General features: G+C 65.6%; 17 protein-coding genes and 3 rRNA genes. All 20 read left to right on the forward strand.

Going from position 1 to position 23,266, the window contains the following annotated elements:
* Positions 1–131: 131 nt before the first annotated feature.
* The 20 genes from argC to recN all read left to right on the forward strand — a co-directional run bounded on the left by argC (position 132) and on the right by recN (position 23,224).
* A complete protein-coding gene (argC, locus tag G3T37_RS00840; protein WP_163471583.1) occupies positions 132–1,178 on the forward strand; it encodes an N-acetyl-gamma-glutamyl-phosphate reductase in 1,047 nt (348 codons plus the stop codon).
* Complete coding sequence (gene argJ / locus G3T37_RS00845) at positions 1,175–2,320, forward strand: bifunctional glutamate N-acetyltransferase/amino-acid acetyltransferase ArgJ (protein WP_163471585.1); 1,146 nt, start codon at positions 1,175–1,177, stop codon at positions 2,318–2,320. The genes argC and argJ overlap by 4 nt, the downstream gene beginning before the upstream one ends.
* The gene (gene argB / locus G3T37_RS00850; RefSeq protein ID WP_163471587.1) at positions 2,317–3,210 is read left to right on the forward strand and encodes an acetylglutamate kinase; all 894 of its coding nucleotides are present in this window, start codon (positions 2,317–2,319) and stop codon (positions 3,208–3,210) included. Before argJ ends, argB begins: the two co-directional genes overlap by 4 nt.
* Positions 3,207–4,379 carry an acetylornithine transaminase gene (locus G3T37_RS00855; protein ID WP_163471589.1) on the forward strand — a complete coding sequence of 391 codons (1,173 nt, stop codon included), beginning with the start codon at positions 3,207–3,209 and terminating at the stop codon, positions 4,377–4,379. Before argB ends, G3T37_RS00855 begins: the two co-directional genes overlap by 4 nt.
* Positions 4,376–5,299 (forward strand): ornithine carbamoyltransferase, encoded by a 924-nt coding sequence (gene argF / locus G3T37_RS00860; RefSeq protein WP_163471591.1) that lies wholly within the window; start codon positions 4,376–4,378, stop codon positions 5,297–5,299. The genes G3T37_RS00855 and argF overlap by 4 nt, the downstream gene beginning before the upstream one ends.
* A 38-nt stretch (positions 5,300–5,337) precedes the next feature.
* Positions 5,338–6,537, forward strand: coding sequence for an argininosuccinate synthase (locus tag G3T37_RS00865; RefSeq protein WP_163471593.1), 1,200 nt, complete (start codon positions 5,338–5,340; stop codon positions 6,535–6,537).
* Positions 6,534–7,976, forward strand: a complete 1,443-nt coding sequence (argH, locus tag G3T37_RS00870; RefSeq protein WP_163471595.1) for an argininosuccinate lyase — start codon at positions 6,534–6,536, stop codon at positions 7,974–7,976. The genes G3T37_RS00865 and argH overlap by 4 nt, the downstream gene beginning before the upstream one ends.
* The gene (locus G3T37_RS00875) at positions 7,973–8,119 is read left to right on the forward strand and encodes a hypothetical protein (RefSeq protein ID WP_163471596.1); all 147 of its coding nucleotides are present in this window, start codon (positions 7,973–7,975) and stop codon (positions 8,117–8,119) included. The genes argH and G3T37_RS00875 overlap by 4 nt, the downstream gene beginning before the upstream one ends.
* A complete protein-coding gene (locus G3T37_RS00880; protein WP_163471597.1) occupies positions 8,100–8,723 on the forward strand; it encodes a DNA-3-methyladenine glycosylase in 624 nt (207 codons plus the stop codon). The genes G3T37_RS00875 and G3T37_RS00880 overlap by 20 nt, the downstream gene beginning before the upstream one ends.
* 37 nt (positions 8,724–8,760) lie before the next feature.
* Entirely contained in the window at positions 8,761–10,095 is a 1,335-nt protein-coding gene (tyrS, locus tag G3T37_RS00885) for a tyrosine--tRNA ligase (protein WP_163471598.1), read from the forward strand.
* Positions 10,096–10,522: 427 nt separating this feature from the next.
* The gene (locus tag G3T37_RS00890; protein ID WP_163471599.1) at positions 10,523–11,122 is read left to right on the forward strand and encodes a hypothetical protein; all 600 of its coding nucleotides are present in this window, start codon (positions 10,523–10,525) and stop codon (positions 11,120–11,122) included.
* Between the two features lie 737 nt (positions 11,123–11,859).
* Positions 11,860–13,382, forward strand: a 16S ribosomal RNA gene (locus tag G3T37_RS00895).
* Positions 13,383–13,862: 480 nt separating this feature from the next.
* A 23S ribosomal RNA gene (locus G3T37_RS00900) occupies positions 13,863–16,983 on the forward strand.
* 147 nt (positions 16,984–17,130) lie between these two features.
* Positions 17,131–17,247: ribosomal RNA gene (gene rrf / locus G3T37_RS00905) — 5S ribosomal RNA — on the forward strand.
* Together the 16S, 23S and 5S rRNA genes form the textbook arrangement of a ribosomal RNA operon.
* A gap of 475 nt (positions 17,248–17,722) precedes the next feature.
* Positions 17,723–18,499, forward strand: a complete 777-nt coding sequence (locus G3T37_RS00910; protein WP_338401140.1) for a tetratricopeptide repeat protein — start codon at positions 17,723–17,725, stop codon at positions 18,497–18,499.
* The gene (locus G3T37_RS00915; RefSeq protein WP_163471600.1) at positions 18,492–19,493 is read left to right on the forward strand and encodes an HAD-IIA family hydrolase; all 1,002 of its coding nucleotides are present in this window, start codon (positions 18,492–18,494) and stop codon (positions 19,491–19,493) included. Before G3T37_RS00910 ends, G3T37_RS00915 begins: the two co-directional genes overlap by 8 nt.
* Before the next feature lie 2 nt (positions 19,494–19,495).
* Positions 19,496–19,669 (forward strand): hypothetical protein, encoded by a 174-nt coding sequence (locus G3T37_RS14535; protein WP_174247713.1) that lies wholly within the window; start codon positions 19,496–19,498, stop codon positions 19,667–19,669.
* On the forward strand, positions 19,662–20,456 hold the full coding sequence (locus G3T37_RS00920) for a TlyA family RNA methyltransferase (protein ID WP_163471601.1): 795 nt from the start codon (positions 19,662–19,664) through the stop codon (positions 20,454–20,456). Before G3T37_RS14535 ends, G3T37_RS00920 begins: the two co-directional genes overlap by 8 nt.
* A gap of 129 nt (positions 20,457–20,585) precedes the next feature.
* Entirely contained in the window at positions 20,586–21,512 is a 927-nt protein-coding gene (locus G3T37_RS00925) for an NAD kinase (RefSeq protein WP_163471602.1), read from the forward strand.
* Entirely contained in the window at positions 21,509–23,224 is a 1,716-nt protein-coding gene (gene recN / locus G3T37_RS00930) for a DNA repair protein RecN (protein ID WP_163471603.1), read from the forward strand. The genes G3T37_RS00925 and recN overlap by 4 nt, the downstream gene beginning before the upstream one ends.
* Positions 23,225–23,266: the final 42 nt, after the last annotated feature.

Below are 23,266 nucleotides of genomic sequence, written 5' to 3' on the forward strand. Positions count from 1 at the left end.
TCGCCGCCTGGTCATCCGCGCGCGCCGATCGTAGGCGACGCCCGCCGCTGATTCGTCAGCACACTGTTCCGGCAGTGCGGAGCGTCGCCGCCCACGGTCATCTCGTCCGTTCCGATCAATAAGGTAGAGCCATGTCTCTCTCCGTTGCCGTGGCAGGTGCCAGCGGCTACGCCGGTGGTGAGGTGCTGCGGATCCTCGCCTCCCACCCCGAATTCACCGTCACGACGGTGACCGCCCACGCGAACGCCGGTCAGCCGCTCGCCAGCGTGCAGCCGCATCTGCGGTCGCTCGCGCACCTCACCCTCGTTGACACGACCGCGGAGAACCTCGCCGGACACGACGTCGTCTTCCTGGCCCTGCCGCACGGCAAGTCGGGCGAGATCACCGAGCAGCTGGGTGGTGGCGCCCTCGTCATCGACTGCGGCGCGGATCACCGGCTCACCGATGCGCGCGACTGGGCCGCGTTCTACGGCGGCGAGTACCACGGCGCGTGGGCCTACGGTCTGCCCGAGCTGGTCCACGCGGGCGGTGGAGCGCAGCGCGAGCTGCTCGCCGGCGCGACGCGCATCGCGGTGCCGGGATGCAACGTCACCGCGATCACGCTCGGACTCGCCCCGGCCATCCGTGCGGGCCTCGCATTCGCACAGGACATCGTCGCGGTGCTGGCGGTCGGACCGTCCGGAGCCGGCAAGACCCTCAAGACCGAGTACCTCGCGAGCGAAATCCTGGGCTCGGCATCGGCCTACGCCGTCGGCGGCACCCATCGCCACGTCCCCGAGATCCGGCAGAACCTCGCGGTCGCGGGCGGCGGCGATGTGAGCGTGTCGTTCACCCCCATGCTCGTGCCGATGTCTCGCGGCATCCTCGCCACCTCGACCGCACCGCTCGCGCCCGGCGCGACCCTCGTGTCGGTGCGGGATGCCTATGAGGACGCCTACGGCGACGAACCCTTCGTGCACCTCCTGCCGCAGGGACAGTTCCCCCGGGTCGCCGACACGATCGGTGCGAACACCGCCCTGATCGGCGTGGCCATCGACGAGGCCGCGGGCCGGCTCGTCACGATCACGGCGATCGACAACCTCGTGAAGGGCACCGCGGGTGCCGCCATCCAGTCGGCCAACATCGCGCTCGGTCTCCCCGAGACGCTCGGCCTCTCAGTGAACGGAGTCGCCCCGTGAGCGTCACCCATCCGAAGGGGTTCGCCGCGGCGGGCCTGGAGATCGGCCTCAAGAAGAGCGGCGGCAAAGACCTCGCCATCGTGCACAATCTCGGCCCCTCCATGGCGGCGGCGGTCGTCTTCACCAGCAATCGGGCGAAGGCCAACCCGATCATCTGGTCGCAGCAGGTCATCGCCGACGGCATCGTGGGCGCGATCGTGCTCAACTCCGGTGGCGCCAATTGCTACACGGGGGCGGCGGGCTTCCAAGTGACTCACGCCACGGCCGAGGCGGTCGGTCTCAAGCTGGGGGTCTCGGCGGGCGATGTGCTCGTGTGCTCGACCGGGCTGATCGGCGACCAGCTCCCGCTCGACACGATCCTGGCCGGGGTGTGCGCGGCCGAGCTCAGTGCGACGGGCGGGGAGGACGCCTCGCTCGCCATCATGACGACGGATTCACGACCCAAGCGCGCGGTGCACGAGGGCGCCGGCTGGTCGATCGGTGCCATGGCGAAGGGGGCGGGGATGCTCGCGCCCGGCCTTGCGACGATGCTCGTCGTCATCACGACCGACGCCGACCTGCCGTCCGACCTCCTCGATGCCGGCCTCCGGCGCGCCACTCGGGTGACCTTCGACCGCCTCGACTCCGACGGCTGCATGTCGACCAACGACCAGGTCTCTCTGCTGGCGAGCGGCGCATCCGGAATCTCTCCCGACCCGGAGGAGTTCGCCGCCGCGCTGACCGCGGTGTGCGCCGATCTCGCCGCGCAGCTTCAGGCCGACGCCGAGGGCGCGAGTCACGACATCGTCATCGAGACGGTCGGTGCGGCGAATGAGGATGACGCCGTCGAGGTCGGCCGTGCCGTCGCCCGCAACAACCTCTTCAAGGCCGCGGTATTCGGCAACGACCCCAACTGGGGCCGGGTGCTCGCGGCCGTGGGCACGACGGCCGCCGAGTTCGACCCCTACGCGATCGACGTATCGATCAACGGGGTCATGGTCTGTCGGAGTGGCGAACCGGGCGACTCGCGCGAACTCGTCGACCTGTCGCCCCGGCGCGTGCACCTGCTGATCGATCTCAAGTCGGGGGCCGCGACCGCGACGATCCTCACCAACGACCTCACCCACGACTACGTTCACGAGAACAGCGCCTACTCCTCATGACGATGCCCCTCAGCGACCTCGATGCCGCCGCGAAGGCCCAGGTGCTCATCGAGTCCCTCCCGTGGCTCAAGCGCTTCGCCGGATCGATCATGGTCGTCAAGTTCGGGGGCAATGCCATGGTGGATGACCAGCTCAAGCGTGACTTCGCCGCCGACATGGTCTACCTCCGTCACGCGGGCATCCGGCCGGTGGTCGTGCACGGGGGCGGCCCGCAGATCTCGGCCGAGCTCGCGCGCCGCGGGATCGCGAGTGAGTTCCGCGGCGGCTACCGCGTGACGACACCGGAGGCGATGGCGGTCGTGCGCGAGGTGCTGGCCACGCAGGTCAACTCCGAGCTCGTGGAGCTCATCAACGAGCACGGCGCCTTCGGCGTGGGGCTGTCGGGCGAGACCCAGGAGCTCTTCGGCGGCCGGCGGCGCGGCGTGCTCGTCGACGGGGTCGAGGTCGATCTCGGTCTCGTCGGCGATGTCGTCGAGGTCGATCCGGCGATCGTGCTCGAGGTGCTGGACGACGGCTTCATCCCGGTCATCGCGTCGGTGGCACCCGACCTCGACGCCCCCGGCAGCGTGCTGAACGTGAACGCCGACTCCGCGGCCGCCGCGCTCGCTGTGGCCCTCGAGGCGGCGAAGCTCGTCGTGCTCACCGACGTCGCGGGGCTGTACAGCGACTGGCCGCGGCGGGATTCGCTCGTCTCCCACCTCACCGCCGCCGAATTGACGGAGCTCTTGCCGACGCTCGAATCGGGAATGATCCCCAAGATGGCCGCGTGCCTCGAAGCGGTGGAGGGCGGCGTCGAGAAGGCCGCCATCATCGACGGCCGCATCCCGCACTCGATCCTGCTCGAGATCTTCACGCAGCAGGGAATTGGAACAGAGGTAGTCGCCGCATGACCACATGGAATGACCGGTTCGCCCAGGCGATGATGGGCTCGGCGCCTCCCCCCAGCCGGCAGCTGGTGCGCGGCGAGGGCTGCTACGTCTGGGACAGCGAGGGCACCCGGTACCTCGACTTCCTGGCCGGCATCGCCGTCAACGCACTCGGCCACGCCCACCCGGTCCTCGTCGAGGCGGTGAGCCGCCAGGTCGCGACGCTCGCGCACGTGTCCAACTACTTCGCGACCCCCTCGCAGATCGAGCTCGCCGAACGCCTGCGCCGCATTTCGGGCGCGGGGGAGGCGGGCCGCGTCTTCTTCGGCAACTCGGGCGCGGAGGCGATCGAGGCGGCGATCAAGCTCGCCCGGCTCAACAAGGGGCGCACGCGCATCGTCGCTCTTCACAACGCGTTCCACGGGCGCACGATGGGGTCGCTGTCGCTCACCGGCAAGCCTGCCCTGCGGGAGGCCTTCGAGCCGCTCCTGCCGGGTGTCGAGCACATCGACTCCACGATCGCCGCGCTCGAGGCCGCGATCGACGACACCGTCGCCGCACTCGTGGTTGAGCCGATCAAGGGCGAAGCGGGCGTCGTCGAACTGCCGGAGGGCTATCTCCAGGCCGCGCGCGAGCTCACGGCGCAGCACGGCGTTCTGCTCATCCTCGATGAGATCCAGACGGGAGTGGGGCGCACGGGGGAGTGGTTCTCCTTCATGCGCTCAGGGATCCAGCCGGATGCGATCGCGGTCGCGAAGGGCATTGCGGGCGGAGTTCCGATCGGCGCGCTGGTCACCTTCGGCTGGGCATCCGAGCTCTTCCAGCGCGGTCAGCACGGCAGCACCTTCGGCGGGAATCCGCTCGCGACCGCCGCGGCCAACGCGGTGCTCGGCGAGATCGAGCGCGCGGGGCTCATCCAGAACGCCGTCGTGCGTGGGCAGCAGCTCCGGAGTGCGCTGGCCGCCATGAACTCGCCGCTGATCGCCGAGGTGCGGGGGGCGGGCCTGCTTCTCGGCGTCGGCCTGTCGGCGCCCGTGGCGCAGCGCGTTTCCGACGCCGCACTCGAGCTGGGGCTCATCGTCAACGCCGCGAACGACACCAGTATCCGGCTCGCGCCGCCTCTCATCGTGGGCGACGACGAGATCGCGGAGTTCACCACCCTGTTCTCGAAGGCTCTGGAGGGAGCAGCATGACCCGGCACTTCTTACGCGACGACGATGTGACGCCCGAGGAGCAGAGGGCGATCCTCGATCTCGCGGAGACCCTCAAGAAGGACCGTTTCGGCACGAAGCCGCTCGCCGGCCCGCAGACCGTCGCGGTGATCTTCGACAAGTCGTCGACCCGCACGCGCGTGAGTTTCGCGGTCGGCATCGCCGACCTCGGCGGCAACCCGCTCATCATCTCGACGGCGAACAGCCAACTGGGTGGCAAGGAGACGGCCTCCGATACCGCGCGCGTGCTCGAGCGTCAGGTCGCCGCGATCGTGTGGCGCACCTACGCCCAATCGGGTTTGGAGGAGATGGCGCGGGGAACGACGGTGCCCGTCATCAACGCGCTGAGCGATGACTTCCACCCCTGCCAGCTGCTCGCCGATCTCCTCACCATCCGCGAGCACCGCGGTGAGCTCGCGGGATTGACCGTGACCTTCCTCGGCGACGGTCGCAGCAACATGGCGCAGTCCTACGTGCTCGCCTGCGCCGTAGCGGGGATCCACGTTCGGGTGGCTTCGCCGGCCGACTACGCGCCGGATGACGCCGTCGTGGCCGACGCCGATGCGATCGCGGCGCGCACCGGTGGCTCGGTCGTCCTGTTCACCGACCCGATCGAGTCGGTCGCGGGCGCCGATGTCGTCGTGACCGACACCTGGGTCTCGATGGGCAAGGAAGACGAGAAGGCGGAGCGACTCACCCGGTTCGGCCAGTACCAGGTCACCACCGAGCTCATGGCGCTGGCGAAGCCCGACGCGCTCTTCCTGCACTGTCTGCCCGCCGATCGCGGCTTCGAGGTCACCGCCGAGGTCATCGACGGTCCGCAGAGCGTGATCTGGGATGAGGCCGAGAATCGTCTGCACGCGCAGAAGGCCCTCATGGCCTGGATCCTCGACCAGGACTGACCCCCAATAAACTTTGACGCATCACGACAAGGAGAAACATGACTGAGCGCGTTGTCCTCGCCTATTCGGGCGGACTCGACACTTCCGTCGGCATCGGCTGGCTGAAGGATGCCACGGGCAAGGAGGTCGTGGCCCTCGCCGTCGACGTCGGCCAGGGTGGCGAAGACATGGAGGACATCCGCCAGCGCGCACTCGACTGCGGGGCGGTCGAGGCGGTCGTGGTCGACGCGAAGGACGAGTTCGCCTCCGACTACCTCATGCCGGCACTCAAGGCGAACGCTCTCTACCAGAAGCGCTACCCGCTGGTCTCGGCGCTCAGTCGCCCCGTCATCGCGCGACACCTCGCGCGAGTCGCCAAAGAGCTCGGCGCCGACTCGGTCGCGCACGGCTGCACCGGCAAGGGCAACGACCAGGTGCGGTTCGAGGCCGCGGTCGCGGCCCTCGCGCCCGAGCTGTCGAGCATCGCGCCGGTGCGGGACCTCGCGCTGACCCGCGACAAGGCGATCGTCTACGCGGAGCAGCACAATCTGCCGATTCGACAGAGCGCGAAGAACCCCTATTCGATCGACAAGAACGTGTGGGGTCGCGCCGTCGAGACCGGGTTCCTGGAGGATCCCTGGAACGCACCCATCGAAGACCTCTACGAGTACACCCAGGATCCGGCGATCGCGCGCGAGGCCGACGAGATCACGATCACCTTCACGGAGGGCATCCCCACCGCGATCGATGGTGTCGCCTACAGCCCGCTGCAAATCGTCGAGAAGATGAACGAGCTCGCCGGCCGTCACGGCGTCGGGCGCATCGACGTCGTCGAAGACCGCCTCGTCGGCATCAAGAGCCGCGAGGTCTACGAAGCACCCGCGGCGATCGCCCTGATCGCCGCTCACGAGGAGCTGGAGAGCCTCACGCTCGAACGCGACCTCGGCCGCTTCAAGCGCGGGATCGAGTCCGAGTGGGCCAATCTGGTCTACGACGGACTCTGGTACTCGGGACTGAAGCGATCGCTGGACGTCTTCATCGACGACACGCAGAAGTACGTCTCGGGTGAGATCCGTCTGTCGCTCCAGGGAGGCCGCGCGGTCGTGACCGGCCGTCGCAGCGAACAGAGCCTCTACGACTTCAGCCTGGCGACCTATGACACCGGGGACACCTTCGACCAGTCGCTGTCGAAGGGCTTCATCGAGATCTGGTCGCTGCCGAGCAAGATCTCGGCGCGGCGGGACCTGGCGGGGGAGTGACCCTGTCCACTCCCGATCACTCCTCCGGTGGATCGTCGGCGAAAGGCGCCCTCTGGGGCGCCCGCTTCGCCGACGGCCCGTCGACTGAGCTGGCGGCGCTGAGCAAGTCGACCCAGTTCGACTGGCAGCTGTATCCCTACGACATCGCCGGCTCGAAGGCGCACGCTCGCGCGCTCGCGGCGGCCGGGTACCTCACCGCCGGCGAAGAGGAGCGCATGCGCGCCGCGCTCGACGAACTGCGGGCCCGCATCGACAGCGGCGCGTTCGTCGCGCTCGAGTCCGACGAAGACGTGCATTTCGCGCTCGAGCGGGGCCTCGTGGAGATCGCGGGGGCCGAGCTCGGTGGCAAGCTGCGCGCCGGGCGCAGCCGTAACGATCAGATCGCGACGCTCATCCGGCTGTACCTCATCGACCACGCGGCCACGATCTCGCATCGGGTGATCCAGCTCATCGACGCCATCGCCGCCCAAGCGGAGGAAGCGGGCGAGGCGGCGATGCCGGGGCGCACCCACATGCAGCACGCGCAGCCGGTTCTCCTCGCGCACCACCTTCTCGCGCACGCCTGGCCGCTCGTGCGGTCGCTCGAGCGGATCCGCGACTGGCGCGTACGGGCATCCGCCTCACCGTACGGCGGGGGAGCGCTCGCCGGAAACGGCTTCGGGCTCGATGTCGCCCTCGTCGCCCGTGAGCTCGGACTCGACCGGCCGAGCGAGAACTCGCTTGACGCGACCGCGAGCAGGGATGTCGTGGCCGAATTCGCGTTCATCACCGCGCAGTTGGGTATCGACCTCTCCCGCTTCGCCGAGGACATCATCATCTGGGCCACCAAGGAGTTCGGGTTCATCCGTCTTCACGACGCCTACTCCACCGGCTCGTCGATCATGCCGCAGAAGAAGAACCCGGATATCGCCGAGCTTGCACGCGGCAAGGCGGGGCGGCTGATCGGCAACCTCACCGGCCTGCTCGCGACGCTCAAGGGGCTGCCGCTCGCCTACAACCGCGATCTGCAGGAGGACAAGGAGCCGATCTTCGACTCCGTGACGCAGCTGGAGGTTCTGCTGCCGGCGTTCACGGGCATGGTCACGACCCTGCAGTTCGACACCGCGCGAATGGCCGAACTGGCTCCCGCCGGGTTCTCGCTCGCGACCGACGTGGCCGACTGGCTCGTGCGCGACGGAGTGCCATTCCGAGAGGCACACGAAATCAGCGGCGCGCTCGTCCGGTTCTGCGAAGCGAACGGGCTCGAACTCGACGAGCCCAGCGATGAGCAGTACGCGAGCGTCTCCGCCCGCCTGCGTGGCGAGGTGCGGTCGGCGCTCACGGTCGAGGGGTCCCTCGCCGCGCGTTCGAGCCCGGGCGGCACCGCACCGCAGCGCGTCGCCGAGCAGCTCGCGCAGCTCACCCACCGTGTTCGCGACCTCGAGGAGAAGGCCCGATGACGCTTCAGGGAAAGAACCGTCCCGAACGACCGCCGCAGACCCGCACCCAGAAGATCGTGCAGTGGAGCATCTACGGTGTCGCAGCGGTGCTGCTGGTCATCGCGATCGTGGTGTTCATCTCGAGTGGCACCCACCTCTTCTGATCCGGCGGCGCTCCGGGCGGTGTTGGCGGCGCCGTCGGTGCAGGTGGCGCCGCTCCTCCTCGGCGCGCGCCTGAGCGCGAACGGCGTGACGGTACGGCTGACCGAGGTGGAGGCCTACCTCGGCGAGCTCGACCCGGGTTCGCACGCGTTCCGCGGCGAGACACCGCGCACGCGCGTCATGTTCGGCGAGCCCGGGCACCTGTACGCCTATTTCAGCTACGGCATGCACGTCTGCGCCAACGTCGTGTGCTCGCCTCAGGGCGTCGCCTCCGCGGTTCTCCTGCGCGCGGGTGAGGTGGTCGAGGGCGTCGAGCTCGCCCGCGAGCGACGGACGACCAGTCGGATGACCGCCGACCTCGCTCGCGGACCGGCTCGGCTGTGCGTGGCTCTCGGGATCACGCTCGGGGACGACGGTGCCGACCTGACGGGAGGGCGCGTGCGGCTCGACCGGGTGCCGGGCGGGGTACCGGAGTCGGTCATCCGCACCGGTCCGCGCACCGGGGTCTCGGGCGCGGGCGGGTCCGCGGACTACCCCTGGCGGTTCTGGATCGACGGCGATCCGACGGTGTCGCCCTACCGCGCGCAGGCGGTGCGGCGTCGCTGATCCCGGGGGCGCTCACACGTCGGCTAGCCTGTAACCCGTGCCAGCAGCATCCCTCGCTCCTGATCCGTCGGGTTCCGACGCCAGAGGACTCTCCGAACAGCGCAACGACGCCTCCTTCCCCGACCTGTGGTCGGAACTGGAATGGCGCGGCCTCGTGCATGTCTCCACCGACGCGGATGACCTGCGCGCCCTGCTCGCCGGTCCGCCCATCACCTACTACTGCGGTTTCGACCCCACGGCGCCGAGCCTCCACCTCGGCAATCTGGTGCAGCTCCTCCTCATGCGGCGCCTGCAACTCGCCGGGCATCGGCCCCTCGGACTCGTGGGCGGCTCGACCGGCCTCATCGGTGACCCGCGCCCCACGGCGGAGCGCACTCTGAACACCCGGGAAACGGTCGCCGAGTGGGTCGGCTATCTTCAGGCCCAGGTCAGCAAGTTCCTGAGCTTCGAGGGGGAGAACGCGGCCCGTCTCGTCAACAATCTCGACTGGACCGCTCCGCTCAGCGCCATCGACTTCCTGCGCGACATCGGCAAGCACTTTCGCGTCGGCACGATGTTGAAGAAGGACGCGGTGAGCGCACGACTGAACTCCGACGAGGGCATCAGCTACACCGAGTTCAGCTACCAGATCCTGCAGGGGCTCGACTTCCGTCAGCTCTACCTCGACTACGGCTGCGTTCTCCAGACGGGCGGTTCGGATCAGTGGGGCAATCTGACGAGCGGCGTGGATCTCGTGCGACGCGCCGAGGGTGCCTCGGTGCACGCGATCGGCACACCCCTCATCACCAACTCCGACGGGCGCAAGTTCGGCAAGAGCGAGGGCAACGCCGTCTGGCTCGACGAGTCGCTCACGAGCCCCTACGCGATGTACCAGTTCTGGCTCAACACCGACGACGCCGACGTGGTGGACCGGCTGAAGGTCTTCACCTTCCTGTCGCGTGCTGAGATCGAGGCGCTGGCCCGCCTGGTGGCCGACGAGCCATACCGTCGCACCGCGCAGCGCACGCTCGCGCTCGAGGTGACCACTCTCGTGCACGGACGAGGACCGGCGCTCGCCGCAATCGCCGCCGCGGATGCGCTGTTCGGGCAGGGCGAGCTCGCCGAGCTCTCGGCGGAGACGCTCGCGAGTGCGATCCGGTCACTGCCCAGCATCGTCGCGCCCGGATCGCTGACGGTCGCGCAGGCGCTCGTCGAGACGGAGCTCGTGGCGAGCCTCGGCGAGGCACGGCGGGCGATCGCCCAGGGTGGGGTCTACCTCAACAATGTGAAGGTCGGCGACGACGAGGTGACGGTGGGCGCGCACGCGTTGCCGGGCGGTTTCGCCATACTTCGTCGCGGCAAGAAGACGCTGGCAGGCGTAACAATCTCTTAGCCTGCTGAAACACTCCCGTGACAATTCGTCGGTATCCTGTAGCCATCGACGAGGGGAGAGTCGCATGGATGAGGCCGTGGTCCCCACCGATGCGCCTCCGCCGCGGGGCATGCCGGCGCCCTTCCCCCCTCCACCCGGCATCGCGATCGGCCGGTCTCCAGAGACGGCTTCTGCAGCCTTTGCGCCTTTCCCGCCCTTCGTCCCCACCTTCGACTCCGAGACGCCGGTGACGCCGGCGCCATTCCTGGCGATCCCCGATCAGAACGAACAGGCCGCGGCCCCGCACGCACTCGCGCCATCGATCTCTCCGGGGGTCGGCGGCTCACGTCCGCTCGACTCGGGATCTCCCGCCGCGTTCCCATTCGCTGGCGCATCCGCTCTGGCCTCCCCGTTCGCGGGCCTCGCCCCGCGTTCGTCCGCGGGATCCGTGAGCGATCCCGGCGTTGCGCCGCGTCGCACGCGCCGGCGATCGACCACGGCCGCCGACTGGGTCGCCCTCGTGCTCGCCGTGATCGCGCCACCTTTGGGAGTGGTCGTCGCGCTGGTCGACATCATCGCGAGTTCCCGGATGCGCGGCTGGAGCTCCAACCTGGCGAAGTCGGCGCTCGGGATCGCGATCGCGCTGTCGCTCGTCGTCGCGGGAGGCGTCGTGGTGCTGCAAGGCATCGCCGCCGATCGCGCGCGCGCCCAGGCCAGCCTCGCCGCCGCGGCGCCGCTGTGTGCGCTCCTGACCGCGAGCCCCGCCACGCTCGACAGCCCGACCTTCGGATGGCCTGCACCGGAGGAGTCCATCCCGCAGTCGATTGCGGCGATGAGGGCGTTCGATGTCGCCTGGCAGCGCAACGTCGCGGCCGCGCCGGCGGGGGTCAAGCGTTCGGTGCAGCTCGTCGAATCGGCGGCGCACGGAATCATCACCTCGGTGACCGCGACCCAGACGCTCGATGACGCCGCGAACGTCGGGCTCATGCAGCAGGCCGCCGCGGCCTCCGGTCTGAACAACTGGGCCGACGAGTACTGCACGGGGTAGCGCGGCCGAGCTGTCCTTCGCCTTCGCGCGACGCTCGCGTGGCCGGCCGACAGCCGTCCCGCGGCCGTGGGTGCGACCTTTGAACCCGCCTGTCTGGCGGTATCCGGATGCGACACGCCCGAGATGCGGCGAAATTTGCCCGACCCCCCGAACACCCGTAATGTAATCACCTGTCACCCCAAAGGTGCGGAAAAGCCGCAGAGCTTTCCGGCCTCAAGAGGGACTAAATCCAACTCCCAGCAGTCGATCTCTTGTAGAGCTCACAGTTCTTCTGAAAGCTCTCTTGAAAGCGCTGTGTCGGAGATTTAGGATGAATAACCCACTCCGAGAGGATGTCGAAACGGTTTGGCGAGCGGTTTTCACCGCGAGCGCTGATTTGACAAACACGATCGAAGTGATAGGTTAGACAAGTTGCCTGAAGCGGCGCCGGAAGGCGCGCCGGGCAACACAATAAAAGGTAAATGCCCTGGTTGAAGCTGCTCACGCAGTGGAGCCAGGTGCGTCCGATCCTTGAGAACTCAACAGCGTGCACAATGTCAAATGCCAAAAACCTCGTGCATTGATAACCGTTTCTAGCGGGGACAATGCAGGAGATTCCTTTGGAAAAAATTAAGACAACAAGCAAATGTCAGCAATGATGTTTGTTCTTGTCAGTATCAAACTTGCAGCGTTGTTCGTCTATTCCGACGGCTCGCTGCACTAGATGTGCCGGTCACTTGTGACCGTGCAATCAAACATTTACGGAGAGTTTGATCCTGGCTCAGGATGAACGCTGGCGGCGTGCTTAACACATGCAAGTCGAACGGTGAACGAGGAAGCTTGCTTCCTCCGGATCAGTGGCGAACGGGTGAGTAACACGTGAGTAACCTGCCCTTGACTCTGGGATAAGCGTTGGAAACGACGTCTAATACCGGATACGACCTACGAAGGCATCTTCTGTAGGTGGAAAGAATTTCGGTCAAGGATGGACTCGCGGCCTATCAGCTAGTTGGTGAGGTAATGGCCCACCAAGGCGACGACGGGTAGCCGGCCTGAGAGGGTGACCGGCCACACTGGGACTGAGACACGGCCCAGACTCCTACGGGAGGCAGCAGTGGGGAATATTGCACAATGGGCGCAAGCCTGATGCAGCAACGCCGCGTGAGGGACGACGGCCTTCGGGTTGTAAACCTCTTTTAGTAGGGAAGAAGCGAAAGTGACGGTACCTGCAGAAAAAGCACCGGCTAACTACGTGCCAGCAGCCGCGGTAATACGTAGGGTGCAAGCGTTATCCGGAATTATTGGGCGTAAAGAGCTCGTAGGCGGTTTGTCGCGTCTGCTGTGAAAACTGGGGGCTCAACCCCCAGCCTGCAGTGGGTACGGGCAGACTAGAGTGCGGTAGGGGAGATTGGAATTCCTGGTGTAGCGGTGGAATGCGCAGATATCAGGAGGAACACCGATGGCGAAGGCAGATCTCTGGGCCGTAACTGACGCTGAGGAGCGAAAGCATGGGGAGCGAACAGGATTAGATACCCTGGTAGTCCATGCCGTAAACGTTGGGAACTAGATGTAGGGACCATTCCACGGTTTCTGTGTCGCAGCTAACGCATTAAGTTCCCCGCCTGGGGAGTACGGCCGCAAGGCTAAAACTCAAAGGAATTGACGGGGGCCCGCACAAGCGGCGGAGCATGCGGATTAATTCGATGCAACGCGAAGAACCTTACCAAGGCTTGACATATACCGGAAAAGTTCAGAAATGTTCTCCCCGCAAGGTCGGTATACAGGTGGTGCATGGTTGTCGTCAGCTCGTGTCGTGAGATGTTGGGTTAAGTCCCGCAACGAGCGCAACCCTCGTTCTATGTTGCCAGCACGTAATGGTGGGAACTCATAGGAGACTGCCGGGGTCAACTCGGAGGAAGGTGGGGATGACGTCAAATCATCATGCCCCTTATGTCTTGGGCTTCACGCATGCTACAATGGCCGATACAAAGGGCTGCAATACCGTAAGGTGGAGCGAATCCCAAAAAGTCGGTCTCAGTTCGGATTGAGGTCTGCAACTCGACCTCATGAAGTCGGAGTCGCTAGTAATCGCAGATCAGCAACGCTGCGGTGAATACGTTCCCGGGCCTTGTACACACCGCCCGTCAAGTCATGAAAGTCGGTAACACCCGAAGCCGGTGGCCCAACCTTTTGGAGGGAGCCGTCGAAGGTGGGATCGGTGATTAGGACTAAGTCGTAACAAGGTAGCCGTACCGGAAGGTGCGGCTGGATCACCTCCTTTCTAAGGAGCATTTGGACCGCTCGTCTGTATACAGCGAGGCCACGGTTCCAGAGCCACTTCTCGAGCGAATGTCTCGAGGTGGTTAGCTCATGGGTGGAACATTGACATTGTGACCAGGTAAGAATCTCTCTCCTCAGTACGTCGACTTCGGTCGAAAGGAACAGGAGCGGGTGCCGAGCCTGGTCTTTGCACGCTGTTGGGTCCTGAGGGACCGGACCTCGCTCGAATGAGTGAGATCCCACCTCTGGATCCTGGTGTCGTCTTCGCTAAGAAGCCGGCAGGGGATACCGCCCGTATTTTGAGAACTACACAGTGGACGCGAGCATCTTAGATAGATGCGTATCGGCTTAGGCCGTACGCAGATATCACAAACAAAGACTTGGGTCATTCCACTTCGGTGGAGAGGCCCAAATCATTGGTCAATCTGCAGCGATGTCACCCTCGGGTGAGAGAGCTGCCGATCGATTCATACTCATGTGAAATCAAGTTTCTAAGAGCAGACGGTGGATGCCTTGGCATCTGGAGCCGAAGAAGGACGTATAAATCTGCGATAAGCCTCGGGGAGCTGATAATAGAGCTTTGATCCGAGGATTTCCGAATGGGGAAACCCCGCTGGGCGTTGCAAGACGACCTAGTGACTCCCGCCTGAATATATAGGGCGGGCAGAGGGAACGTGGGGAAGTGAAACATCTCAGTACCCACAGGAAGAGAAAACAACCGTGATTCCGTTAGTAGTGGCGAGCGAAACCGGAAGAGGCCAAACCGATCATGTGTGATAGCCGGCAGGCGTTGCATGGTCGGGGTAGCGGGACTTTTCAGCTGTTACTGCCGTACAGCAAGAGTTACAACGCAGCATAGACGAATGGCATTGAAAGGCCAGTCACAGAGGGTGCCAACCCCGTAGTCGAAATGTTGCAATGGCTCGAAGAGTATCCCAAGTAGGACGGGGCCCGAGAAATCCCGTTTGAATCTGCCAGGACCACCTGGTAAGCCTAAATACTCCCAGATGACCGATAGCGGACAAGTACCGTGAGGGAAAGGTGAAAAGTACCCCGGGAGGGGAGTGAAATAGTACCTGAAACCGTCTGCTTACAAACCGTTGGAGCCTCCTTAGTAGGGGTGACAGCGTGCCTTTTGAAGAATGAGCCTGCGAGTTAGTGATCAGTGGCGAGCTTAACCCGTTGAGGGGAATGCGTAGCGAAAGCGAGTCTTAATAGGGCGATTTAGTCGCTGGTCCTAGACCCGAAGCGAAGTGATCTATCCATGGCCAGGTTGAAGCGACGGTAAGACGTCGTGGAGGACCGAACCCACTTCAGTTGAAAATGGAGGGGATGAGCTGTGGATAGGGGTGAAAGGCCAATCAAACTTCGTGATAGCTGGTTCTCTCCGAAATGCATTTAGGTGCAGCGTTGCGTGTTTCTTGCCGGAGGTAGAGCTACTGGATAGCTGATGGGCCCCAAAAGGTTACTGACGTTAGCCAAACTCCGAATGCCGGTAAGTGAGAGCGCAGCAGTGAGACGGTGGGGGATAAGCTTCATCGTCGAGAGGGAAACAACCCAGACTACCAACTAAGGCCCCCAAGCGTGTGCTAAGTGGGAAAGGATGTGGAGTTGCATAGACAACCAGGAGGTTGGCTTAGAAGCAGCCACCCTTAAAAGAGTGCGTAATAGCTCACTGGTCAAGTGATTCCGCGCCGACAATGTAACGGGGCTCAAGCACACCGCCGAAGTTGTAGATTTCGTGTATTAGCTAGGCACCTTTGGTGTCCAGGCGCACGGAGTGGTAGGAGAGCGTCGTGTGGCGAGTGAAGCGGCGGAGTAATCCAGCCGTGGACGCCACACGAGTGAGAATGCAGGCATGAGTAGCGAAAGACGGGTGAGAAACCCGTCCTCCGAAAGACCAAGGGTTCCAGGGCCAGGTTAATCCGCCCTGGGTAAGTCGGGACCTAAGGCGAGGCCGACAGGCGTAGTCGATGGACAACGGGTTGATATTCCCGTACTGGCGAAAAACCGCCCAAGCTAATCCAGTAATGCTAAGTGTCTGAATCCCTTTGACGGATCCCTTCGGGGTGAAGCGTTGGGCCTAGCACACGACCCTATGCTGGTGCGGCTAGCGTATTAACAGGTGTGACGCAGGAAGGTAGCTGAGCCGGGCGATGGTTGTCCCGGTCTAAGGATGTAGGGCGAACGATAGGCAAATCCGTCGTTCACATAGCCTGAGACCCGATGGGTAGTCCTCACGGACGAAATCAGTGATCCTATGCTGCCAAGAAAAGCATCGACGCGAGGTTTTAGCCACCCGTACCCCAAACCGACTCAGGTGGTCAGGTAGAGAATACCAAGGAGATCGAGAGAATCGTGGTTAAGGAACTCGGCAAAATGCCCCCGTAACTTCGGGAGAAGGGGGGCCTGAGGCGTGAAGGGATTTACTCCTGGAGCGTTTGAAGGCCGCAGAGACCAGTGGGAAGCGACTGTTTACTAAAAACACAGGTCCGTGCCAAGTCGCAAGACGATGTATACGGACTGACGCCTGCCCGGTGCTGGAAGGTTAAGAGGAACGGTTAGCCGCAAGGCGAAGCTGAGAATTTAAGCCCCAGTAAACGGCGGTGGTAACTATAACCATCCTAAGGTAGCGAAATTCCTTGTCGGGTAAGTTCCGACCTGCACGAATGGCGTAACGACTTCCCAGCTGTCTCAACCGCGAACTCGGCGAAATTGCACTACGAGTAAAGATGCTCGTTACGCGCAGAAGGACGGAAAGACCCCGTGACCTTTACTACAGCTTGGTATTGGTGTTCGGTGTGGCTTGTGTAGGATAGGTGGGAGACTATGAAGCGTGGACGCTAGTTCATGTGGAGTCATTGTTGAAATACCACTCTGGTCATATTGGATATCTAACTACGAACCGTAATCCGGTTCTGGGACAGTGCCTGGTGGGTAGTTTAACTGGGGCGGTTGCCTCCCAAAAAGTAACGGAGGCGCCCAAAGGTTCCCTCAACCTGGTTGGCAATCAGGTGTCGAGTGTAAGTGCACAAGGGAGCTTGACTGTGAGAGTGACAACTCGAGCAGGGACGAAAGTCGGGACTAGTGATCCGGCAGTGGCTTGTGGAAGCGCTGTCGCTCAACGGATAAAAGGTACCTCGGGGATAACAGGCTGATCTTGCCCAAGAGTCCATATCGACGGCATGGTTTGGCACCTCGATGTCGGCTCGTCGCATCCTGGGGCTGGAGTAGGTCCCAAGGGTTGGGCTGTTCGCCCATTAAAGCGGTACGCGAGCTGGGTTTAGAACGTCGTGAGACAGTTCGGTCCCTATCCTCTGCGCGCGCAGGAAATTTGAGAAGAGCTATCCCTAGTACGAGAGGACCGGGATGGACGAACCTCTGGTGTGTCAGTTGTTCCGCCAGGAGCACCGCTGATTAGCTACGTTCGGAACGGATAACCGCTGAAAGCATCTAAGCGGGAAGCCGGCTTCAAGATGAGATTTCCATACCTTCGGGTGAGAGGCTCCCAGCTAGACTACTGGGTTGATAGGCAGGATGTGGAAGCGAGGACTAAAGACTCGTGCAGCTGACCTGTACTAATAAGCCGATAACTTGATAACACTCCATCCTTCGAGGATGAATGAGAAGATTTGCCCTAAAAGGCATGCGCTTGCGTCCACTTTGTGGTTCCCGATTTACGGTCGGGGATCAGAACAAGATTGACTAACGTCATGATTGTCTAATCACTTTTTGTAAATCAATAGTGTTTCGGCGGCCATAGCGAGAGGGAAACGCCCGGTTACATTCCGAACCCGGAAGCTAAGACTCTCTGCGCCGATGGTACTGCAAGGGGGACCTTGTGGGAGAGTAGGACACCGCCGGACTTCTTTGTGAAATGGCCACCCAGTGATGGGTGGCCATTTTGCTTTAACGTGTCGTCGAGGAGAGAACACGATCATGAGCGAACCTGGTGAGCGCGAGCGACGTCCGGGCGCCCGAAGTGGCACGCCCCGCTCCGGAGCCTCCCCTCGTGACGAGAACTCCCGGCCCGCCAAGGGGCGGCCCTCCGCCTCCGGCGCTCCGCGCCGCGACGGACAACCGCACCGCGATGGCCAAGCTCAGCGCCGAGACGACCAGGCTCCACGCCGCGATGGCCAGCCTCCGCGCCGGGATGACCAGGCTCCGCGCCGTGATGGTCAAGCTCGTCGTGATGGGCAGGCGCCGCGTCGCGATGGCCAGCCTCCTCGCCGAGAGGGCGAGAAGCGCCTGTGGACCCGAGACGGCAAGCCCGCACGCAACGATGCCAGCGCCCGGCAGCGCGAGACGCCCGAGGACCGCGACCCGTTCGGCACGCGGTCGGTGCGATCGCGACACGACGACCCGGTCATCCCGGACGGCGTGGAAGCCAGCGAACTGGATCGCGTCGCGCGCAATGAGCTGAAGACACTGAGTAAAGAGAACGCCGAGGGCGTGGCCCAGCATCTGGTGATGGCGGCCCGGCTGATCGACGAGGATCCGGCGCTGGCGCACCAGCACGCGATCTCGGCGGCGCGTCGCGCCGGCCGGATCGGCGTGGTGCGGGAGACCCTCGCGATCACGGCCTACGCGGTGGAGGATTACGCGCTCGCCCTGCGGGAGCTGCGCACCTACCGCCGGATCACCGGGCGCAACGATCAGTTGCCGCTCATGGTGGACAGCGAGCGGGGGATGGGGCGGCCGGAGCGCGCGCTCGAGGAGGGGCGATCCGTGCCGCGGGCATCCCTCGAGGTGGGTGTTCAGGTGCAACTGGCGATCGCGATGTCGGGAGCACGACTCGATCTGGGTCAGACCGAGGAGGCGCTGCTGGAGCTACAGATTCCGCAACTCGACCGCACGAAAGCTTTCGCGTACAGCCCTGAGCTGTTCGACGCCTACGCGACCGTGCTCGAGGAGCTCGGTCGGGCGGAGGAGGCCGCCGAGTGGTTCGAGTTGGCTGAGCGCGCTGAAGAGGCGCTGGAGCTCGCCGACGATCCCACCGCCGGAGATGTCATCGAGATCATCGAGGAGGACGGCGCCGAGCCCGGCGGCGGCGACGAACTCAGCCCCGATGACGGCGGCGACGGGAACCCCGGCGAAGGAGCGCGCGTCGATGGTTGACCCCTCTTCGCCGCTGTCCGGGGTCGATCTGCTGCTGCTCGATCTCGACGGCGTCGTCTATAAGGGGCACGACGCCATCCCATATGCCGTCGAGAGCATAAATGCGGCGGCGTCGAGCGCCCGGGTCGGTTACATCACCAACAACGCGTCACGGACCGACGCCGCAGTGGCAGCGCAACTCAGCACCTTCGGTCTCACCGTCGCGCCGAGCGACGTGGTGACTTCGCCTCAGGCCGCGGTCCGGCTCCTCGCGGGACTCGTGCCCGCCGGCAGCACCATTCTCGTGGTCGGCGGCGAGGGTCTGATCGTGGAGGTTGAACGGGCGGGCTTTCGCACGACGGACTCCGCGCTCGATGAGCCCGCGGCGGTCATCCAGGGTTTCGCACCGCAGGTGGGCTGGACCCAGCTGGCTGAGGCGTCGTTCGCGCTGCACACCGGTATCCCCTGGGTCGCGACCAACACGGACTGGACGATCCCCGTCGCCCGCGGAATCGCGCCCGGCAACGGGACCCTGGTCTCCGCGGTGCACACCGCCGTCGGGATCCTGCCCGTGGTGGCGGGCAAACCCGAGGCGGCGATTTACCACCAGGCCGTCGACCGATTCGGCGCGAGCCGGGCGCTGTTCATCGGCGACCGCCTCGACACGGACATCCTGGGGGCCAACCGGGCCGAGATCCCGTCCGCGTTGGTGCTGACCGGTATCGATGGCGCAAAACAGGTGATCGCGGCGAAGCCGGAGGAGCGTCCGACGTTCATCCTCGACGACCTTCGCGGACTGTTCGAGCCCTACCCGGTGATTCAGGCGGGCACCGACAGCGACGGGTCGATCGTGACGGTGGTGGGAGAGACGGTGATCCGCCGACGCGAGTCGGTGTTGACCATCGAAGACCGCGGTTCGAACCGGCTGGACCTGGTGCGGGCGGGCGCGGCGGCCGTGTGGACCTCGGGGCTGCCGATCTATGCTCTCGAGGTGCCCGCGGAGCTATATTCGTGAGCATGACCGACCCCGGCGAGGCGCGAGACACCGACACCGACACGAGTGCGCTGCTGTCGCGGTTGCGGGTGATCGAGGACCAGCCGCTGGAGGCGCGCGCCGAGGCCTTCGCGCACATCCACGACCAACTGCAGGCGAGGCTCGACGGCGGAGACACCCCGCGCGGCAATGCCTGACGCGCGGCTCGACGCGGCCCTCGCCGAGCGGGGACTCGCGCGGTCGCGCACCCACGCCGCGAAACTGATCGACGACGGCCTCGTCACCGTCGACGGACAGCCCCAGGTGAAGCCCTCCTACCGGGTGTCGGAGACGCAGTCGATCGAAGTCGCGGCGTCGGACCACTACGTCAGTCGCGCCGCCCACAAGCTCATCGCGGCGCTCGACGCGTTCCGGATTCCGATCACCGGCAGGCTCGCCCTCGACGTGGGAGCCTCGACCGGTGGATTCACGCAGGTGCTGCTGGAACGCGGCGCGCGCCGAGTCGTCGCCCTCGACGTGGGCCACGCGCAGCTCGCGCCGCTGGTGCGGGCCGACCCGCGGGTCGTCGTGGTGGAGGGGGAGAACGCGCGGTACCTCGACGAGGCGCGGTTCGCAGAGCTGAGCGGGTCATCCGACCGTCCCGACGTGGTGGTGGGTGATCTCTCCTTCATCGGACTCCCGCTCGTGATTCCCGCGCTTCGCGACGTCGCCGCGCCCGACGCCGATCTCGTGCTGCTGATCAAGCCGCAGTTCGAGGTGGGCAAGGGCGGTGTTCGCGAGGGGATCGTGCGCGATGCGGGGCTGCGCCACGACGCGGTGGCGACCGTGCTGTGGGCCGCCTGGGACGCGGGCCTCGGCACCGCCGGCCTCATCGACTCGCCCATCGCGGGCAACGCCGGCAACCGCGAGTATCTGGTCTGGTTCAGTGCCCGCGCCGGCAGCATCCCCGCGGAGTGGCGAGACGTCTTCAATGGCCTCGCCTGAGCGAGGGCTGCGCGACCGGGCTCCACAGGGCGGCGTCGCGGCCCGCACGCCGCAGTCGAATCCGACAGAATGGGGGGAGCGAATCACTGCTGAGACGTGACGAGCGCGACCACTCGAAGGGTTTCCCCTGTGACAGATCTCCCGACCGCTGAGCGGCACATCCTCATCGTCGCTCACACCGGTCGAACGGATTCTCTCGAGGCCGCGGTCTCGGTCTGCAGGCAGTTGCAGGAGGCAGGGCTCACGCCGGTGCTGTCGGGAGACGAGCTCGCCGACATGCGCGCCTTCGCGCCGGAGCTCGGGCCGATCGCGATGCTCGGAGACGCCGTCGCGATCCACGAACTCGAGATCGTGATCGTGCTCGGCGGCGACGGCACCATCCTGCGTGCCGCGGAGCTCACCCGGGGCTGCGGCGCCCCACTGCTCGGCGTCAATCTCGGCCACGTGGGGTTCCTCGCCGAGAGCGAGCGAGACGACCTCACCGACACGGTCGCGCGCGTACTCGCACAGGACTACGAGGTCGAAGAGCGCATGACGCTCAACGTTCGCGTGAAAGTCGACTCCGAGGTCGTCTACGAGACCTGGGCGATCAACGAGGCCACCGTGGAGAAGGCGAGTCGTGAGCGGATGCTCGAGGTCGTCATCGAGGTCGACGGGCGGCCGCTCTCCTCCTTCGGCTGCGACGGCGTCGTGATGTCGACGCCCACCGGCTCGACCGCCTACTCCTTCTCCGCGGGTGGGCCCGTGGTGTGGCCGAGCGTCGACGCGATGCTCCTCGTTCCGCTCAGCGCGCACGCGCTGTTCGCGCGTCCCCTGGTCGTCGGCCCGGATTCGGCTCTCGCCGTCGAGGTGCTCGACCGCACTCAGGGCACCGGCGTGCTCTGGTGCGACGGGCGCCGCACCCACGACCTGCCGCGGGGCGCCCGGGTGGTGGTGCGCAAGTCGCACACGCCCGTGCGTCTGGCACGGCTGGCCGAGGGTCCGTTCACGGACCGGCTGGTGCGGAAGTTCGAGCTGCCGGTCACGGGATGGCGTGGGGAGATCATCCGACCGTGATCGAAGAGATCTCCATTCGCTCCCTCGGGGTCATCGGGGAGGCCACACTGCCGCTCGGCCCCGGCTTCACCGCGATCACCGGTGAGACCGGCGCCGGCAAGACCATGGTCGTCTCCGCTCTCGGCCTCCTGCTGGGAGAGCGCGGCGACGCGGCGGCGATCCGCTCGGGGGCGACCCAGGCCGTCGTCGAGGGTCGCTGGCTCATCGATCCGGAATCGAGCGTCGCCGAGCGTGTTCGCGATGCCGGGGGCGACCTCGATGACGAGGGCTCCGCGGCCGGTCTCCTTCTCACGCGAGCCGTCACCCAGGAGGGGCGGAGTCGCGCGACGGTCGGCGGACGGTCGGCGCCGGTCAAGGTGCTCTCCGAGATCGGCGAATCCCTCGTGGTGGTGCATGGCCAGTCCGACCAGGTGCGGTTGCGCTCCGCGTCCGCCCAGCGCGAGGCCCTCGATCGCTTCGCGGGGGAGCCGGTCGCGGCCGTGCTCGGCGACTACCAGACCGTCTACCGCCGCTGGCAGGCCGCGCAGGCCGAGCTCGACCTCCTCACCGAGGAGCGCGATCGTCGCGGGCGTGAGGCGGATGACCTGCGCTCCGCCCTCGCCGAGATCGAGGCGATCGCGCCGCAGCGCGGCGAGGACGTGCAGCTCGCCGAGACGATCGACCGCCTCAGCAACCTCGAGGAACTGCGGCTCGCGGCCGCGCAGGCTCAGGAGCTCGTCTCGAGTCAGTCCGGCGAGGACGTGGGCGACGCGCTCGGGTTCCTCGACCAGGCGCGACGGCTCCTCGACCGCGCGAGCGAACACGACGCCTCCCTCGTGCCGGTGGTCGGGACCCTCGCTGAGGCGACCGCGCTCGCGGCCGAGGTCTCCGCACAGCTCGCCCACTATCTCGGCGGGCTCGACGCAGACGGTGCGGCCGAACTCGCCACGCTCCAGGAGCGTCGCGCAGAACTGGGGGCGCTCGTGCGCAAGCACGGGACCTCGCTCGATGATGTTCTCGACCGGTTCGAGAGCGGGGGCGAGCGCCTCATCGAGCTCGACGGCGACACGGACCGCATCGAGGCGCTCGGGGCCGAGGTGGGGGAGTTGCGCGAGCGGATCATCCTGCTCGGCGACCGATTGACGGAGCTGCGGTCGGCCGCCGCGACGCAGCTCGGCGAGCGGGTCACCGAAGAACTCGCTGCACTCGCGATGGCGACAGCCCGTGTCACCGTGCAGCTGAGCGACCGGCCCGAGTACGCGACGACGGGAAAAGACCAGGTCGAGTTCCTGCTGCAGCCGCACCCGGGCTCGGAGCCCCGGGCGCTGGCCCGCGGTGCCTCGGGCGGTGAGCTGTCGAGGGTCATGCTCGCGATCGAGGTGGTGATCGCGGCGACGGACCCGATTCCGACCTTCATCTTCGACGAGGTCGATGCGGGGGTGGGCGGTGCGAGCGCGATCGAGATCGGTCGACGCCTCGCGCGTCTCGCCACCACCGCGCAGGTCATCGCGGTGACCCACCTCGCGCAGGTGGCCGCCTTCGCCACCAACCATCTCACCGTCGTGAAGGACGTCGACGGCGCAGTGACCGCGAGCAGCGTTCGCCAGCTGAGCGGCGAGGATCGCGTGGCCGAAATGGCGCGGCTGCTGAGCGGACTGCCCGATTCCGAGAGCGGACTGACCCACGCGCGCGAGCTGCTCGACCTCGCCGCCGACGATCGCGCGACGGTCTGACCGGCGGCGCGCCGGTATCCCGCCCGCCTCGGGTGGGCGACC

The organism is Galbitalea soli, from assembly GCF_010686725.1.
In the GTDB taxonomy this organism is placed as follows: Bacteria; Actinomycetota; Actinomycetes; order Actinomycetales; family Microbacteriaceae; genus Galbitalea; species Galbitalea soli.

Excerpts from the sequence above, each read along its gene's own strand:
- argC (WP_163471583.1), top strand. The coding sequence starts at position 132 with ATGTCTCTCTCCGTTGCCGTGGCAGGTGCCAGCGGCTACGCCGGTGGT.
- argB (WP_163471587.1), top strand. The coding sequence starts at position 2,317 with ATGACGATGCCCCTCAGCGACCTCGATGCCGCCGCGAAGGCCCAGGTG.
- G3T37_RS00855 (WP_163471589.1), top strand. The coding sequence starts at position 3,207 with ATGACCACATGGAATGACCGGTTCGCCCAGGCGATGATGGGCTCGGCG.
- argF (WP_163471591.1), top strand. The coding sequence starts at position 4,376 with ATGACCCGGCACTTCTTACGCGACGACGATGTGACGCCCGAGGAGCAG.
- G3T37_RS00865 (WP_163471593.1), top strand. The coding sequence starts at position 5,338 with ATGACTGAGCGCGTTGTCCTCGCCTATTCGGGCGGACTCGACACTTCC.
- G3T37_RS00875 (WP_163471596.1), top strand. The coding sequence starts at position 7,973 with ATGACGCTTCAGGGAAAGAACCGTCCCGAACGACCGCCGCAGACCCGC.
- G3T37_RS00915 (WP_163471600.1), top strand. The coding sequence starts at position 18,492 with ATGGTTGACCCCTCTTCGCCGCTGTCCGGGGTCGATCTGCTGCTGCTC.
- G3T37_RS14535 (WP_174247713.1), top strand. The coding sequence starts at position 19,496 with ATGACCGACCCCGGCGAGGCGCGAGACACCGACACCGACACGAGTGCG.
- G3T37_RS00920 (WP_163471601.1), top strand. The coding sequence starts at position 19,662 with ATGCCTGACGCGCGGCTCGACGCGGCCCTCGCCGAGCGGGGACTCGCG.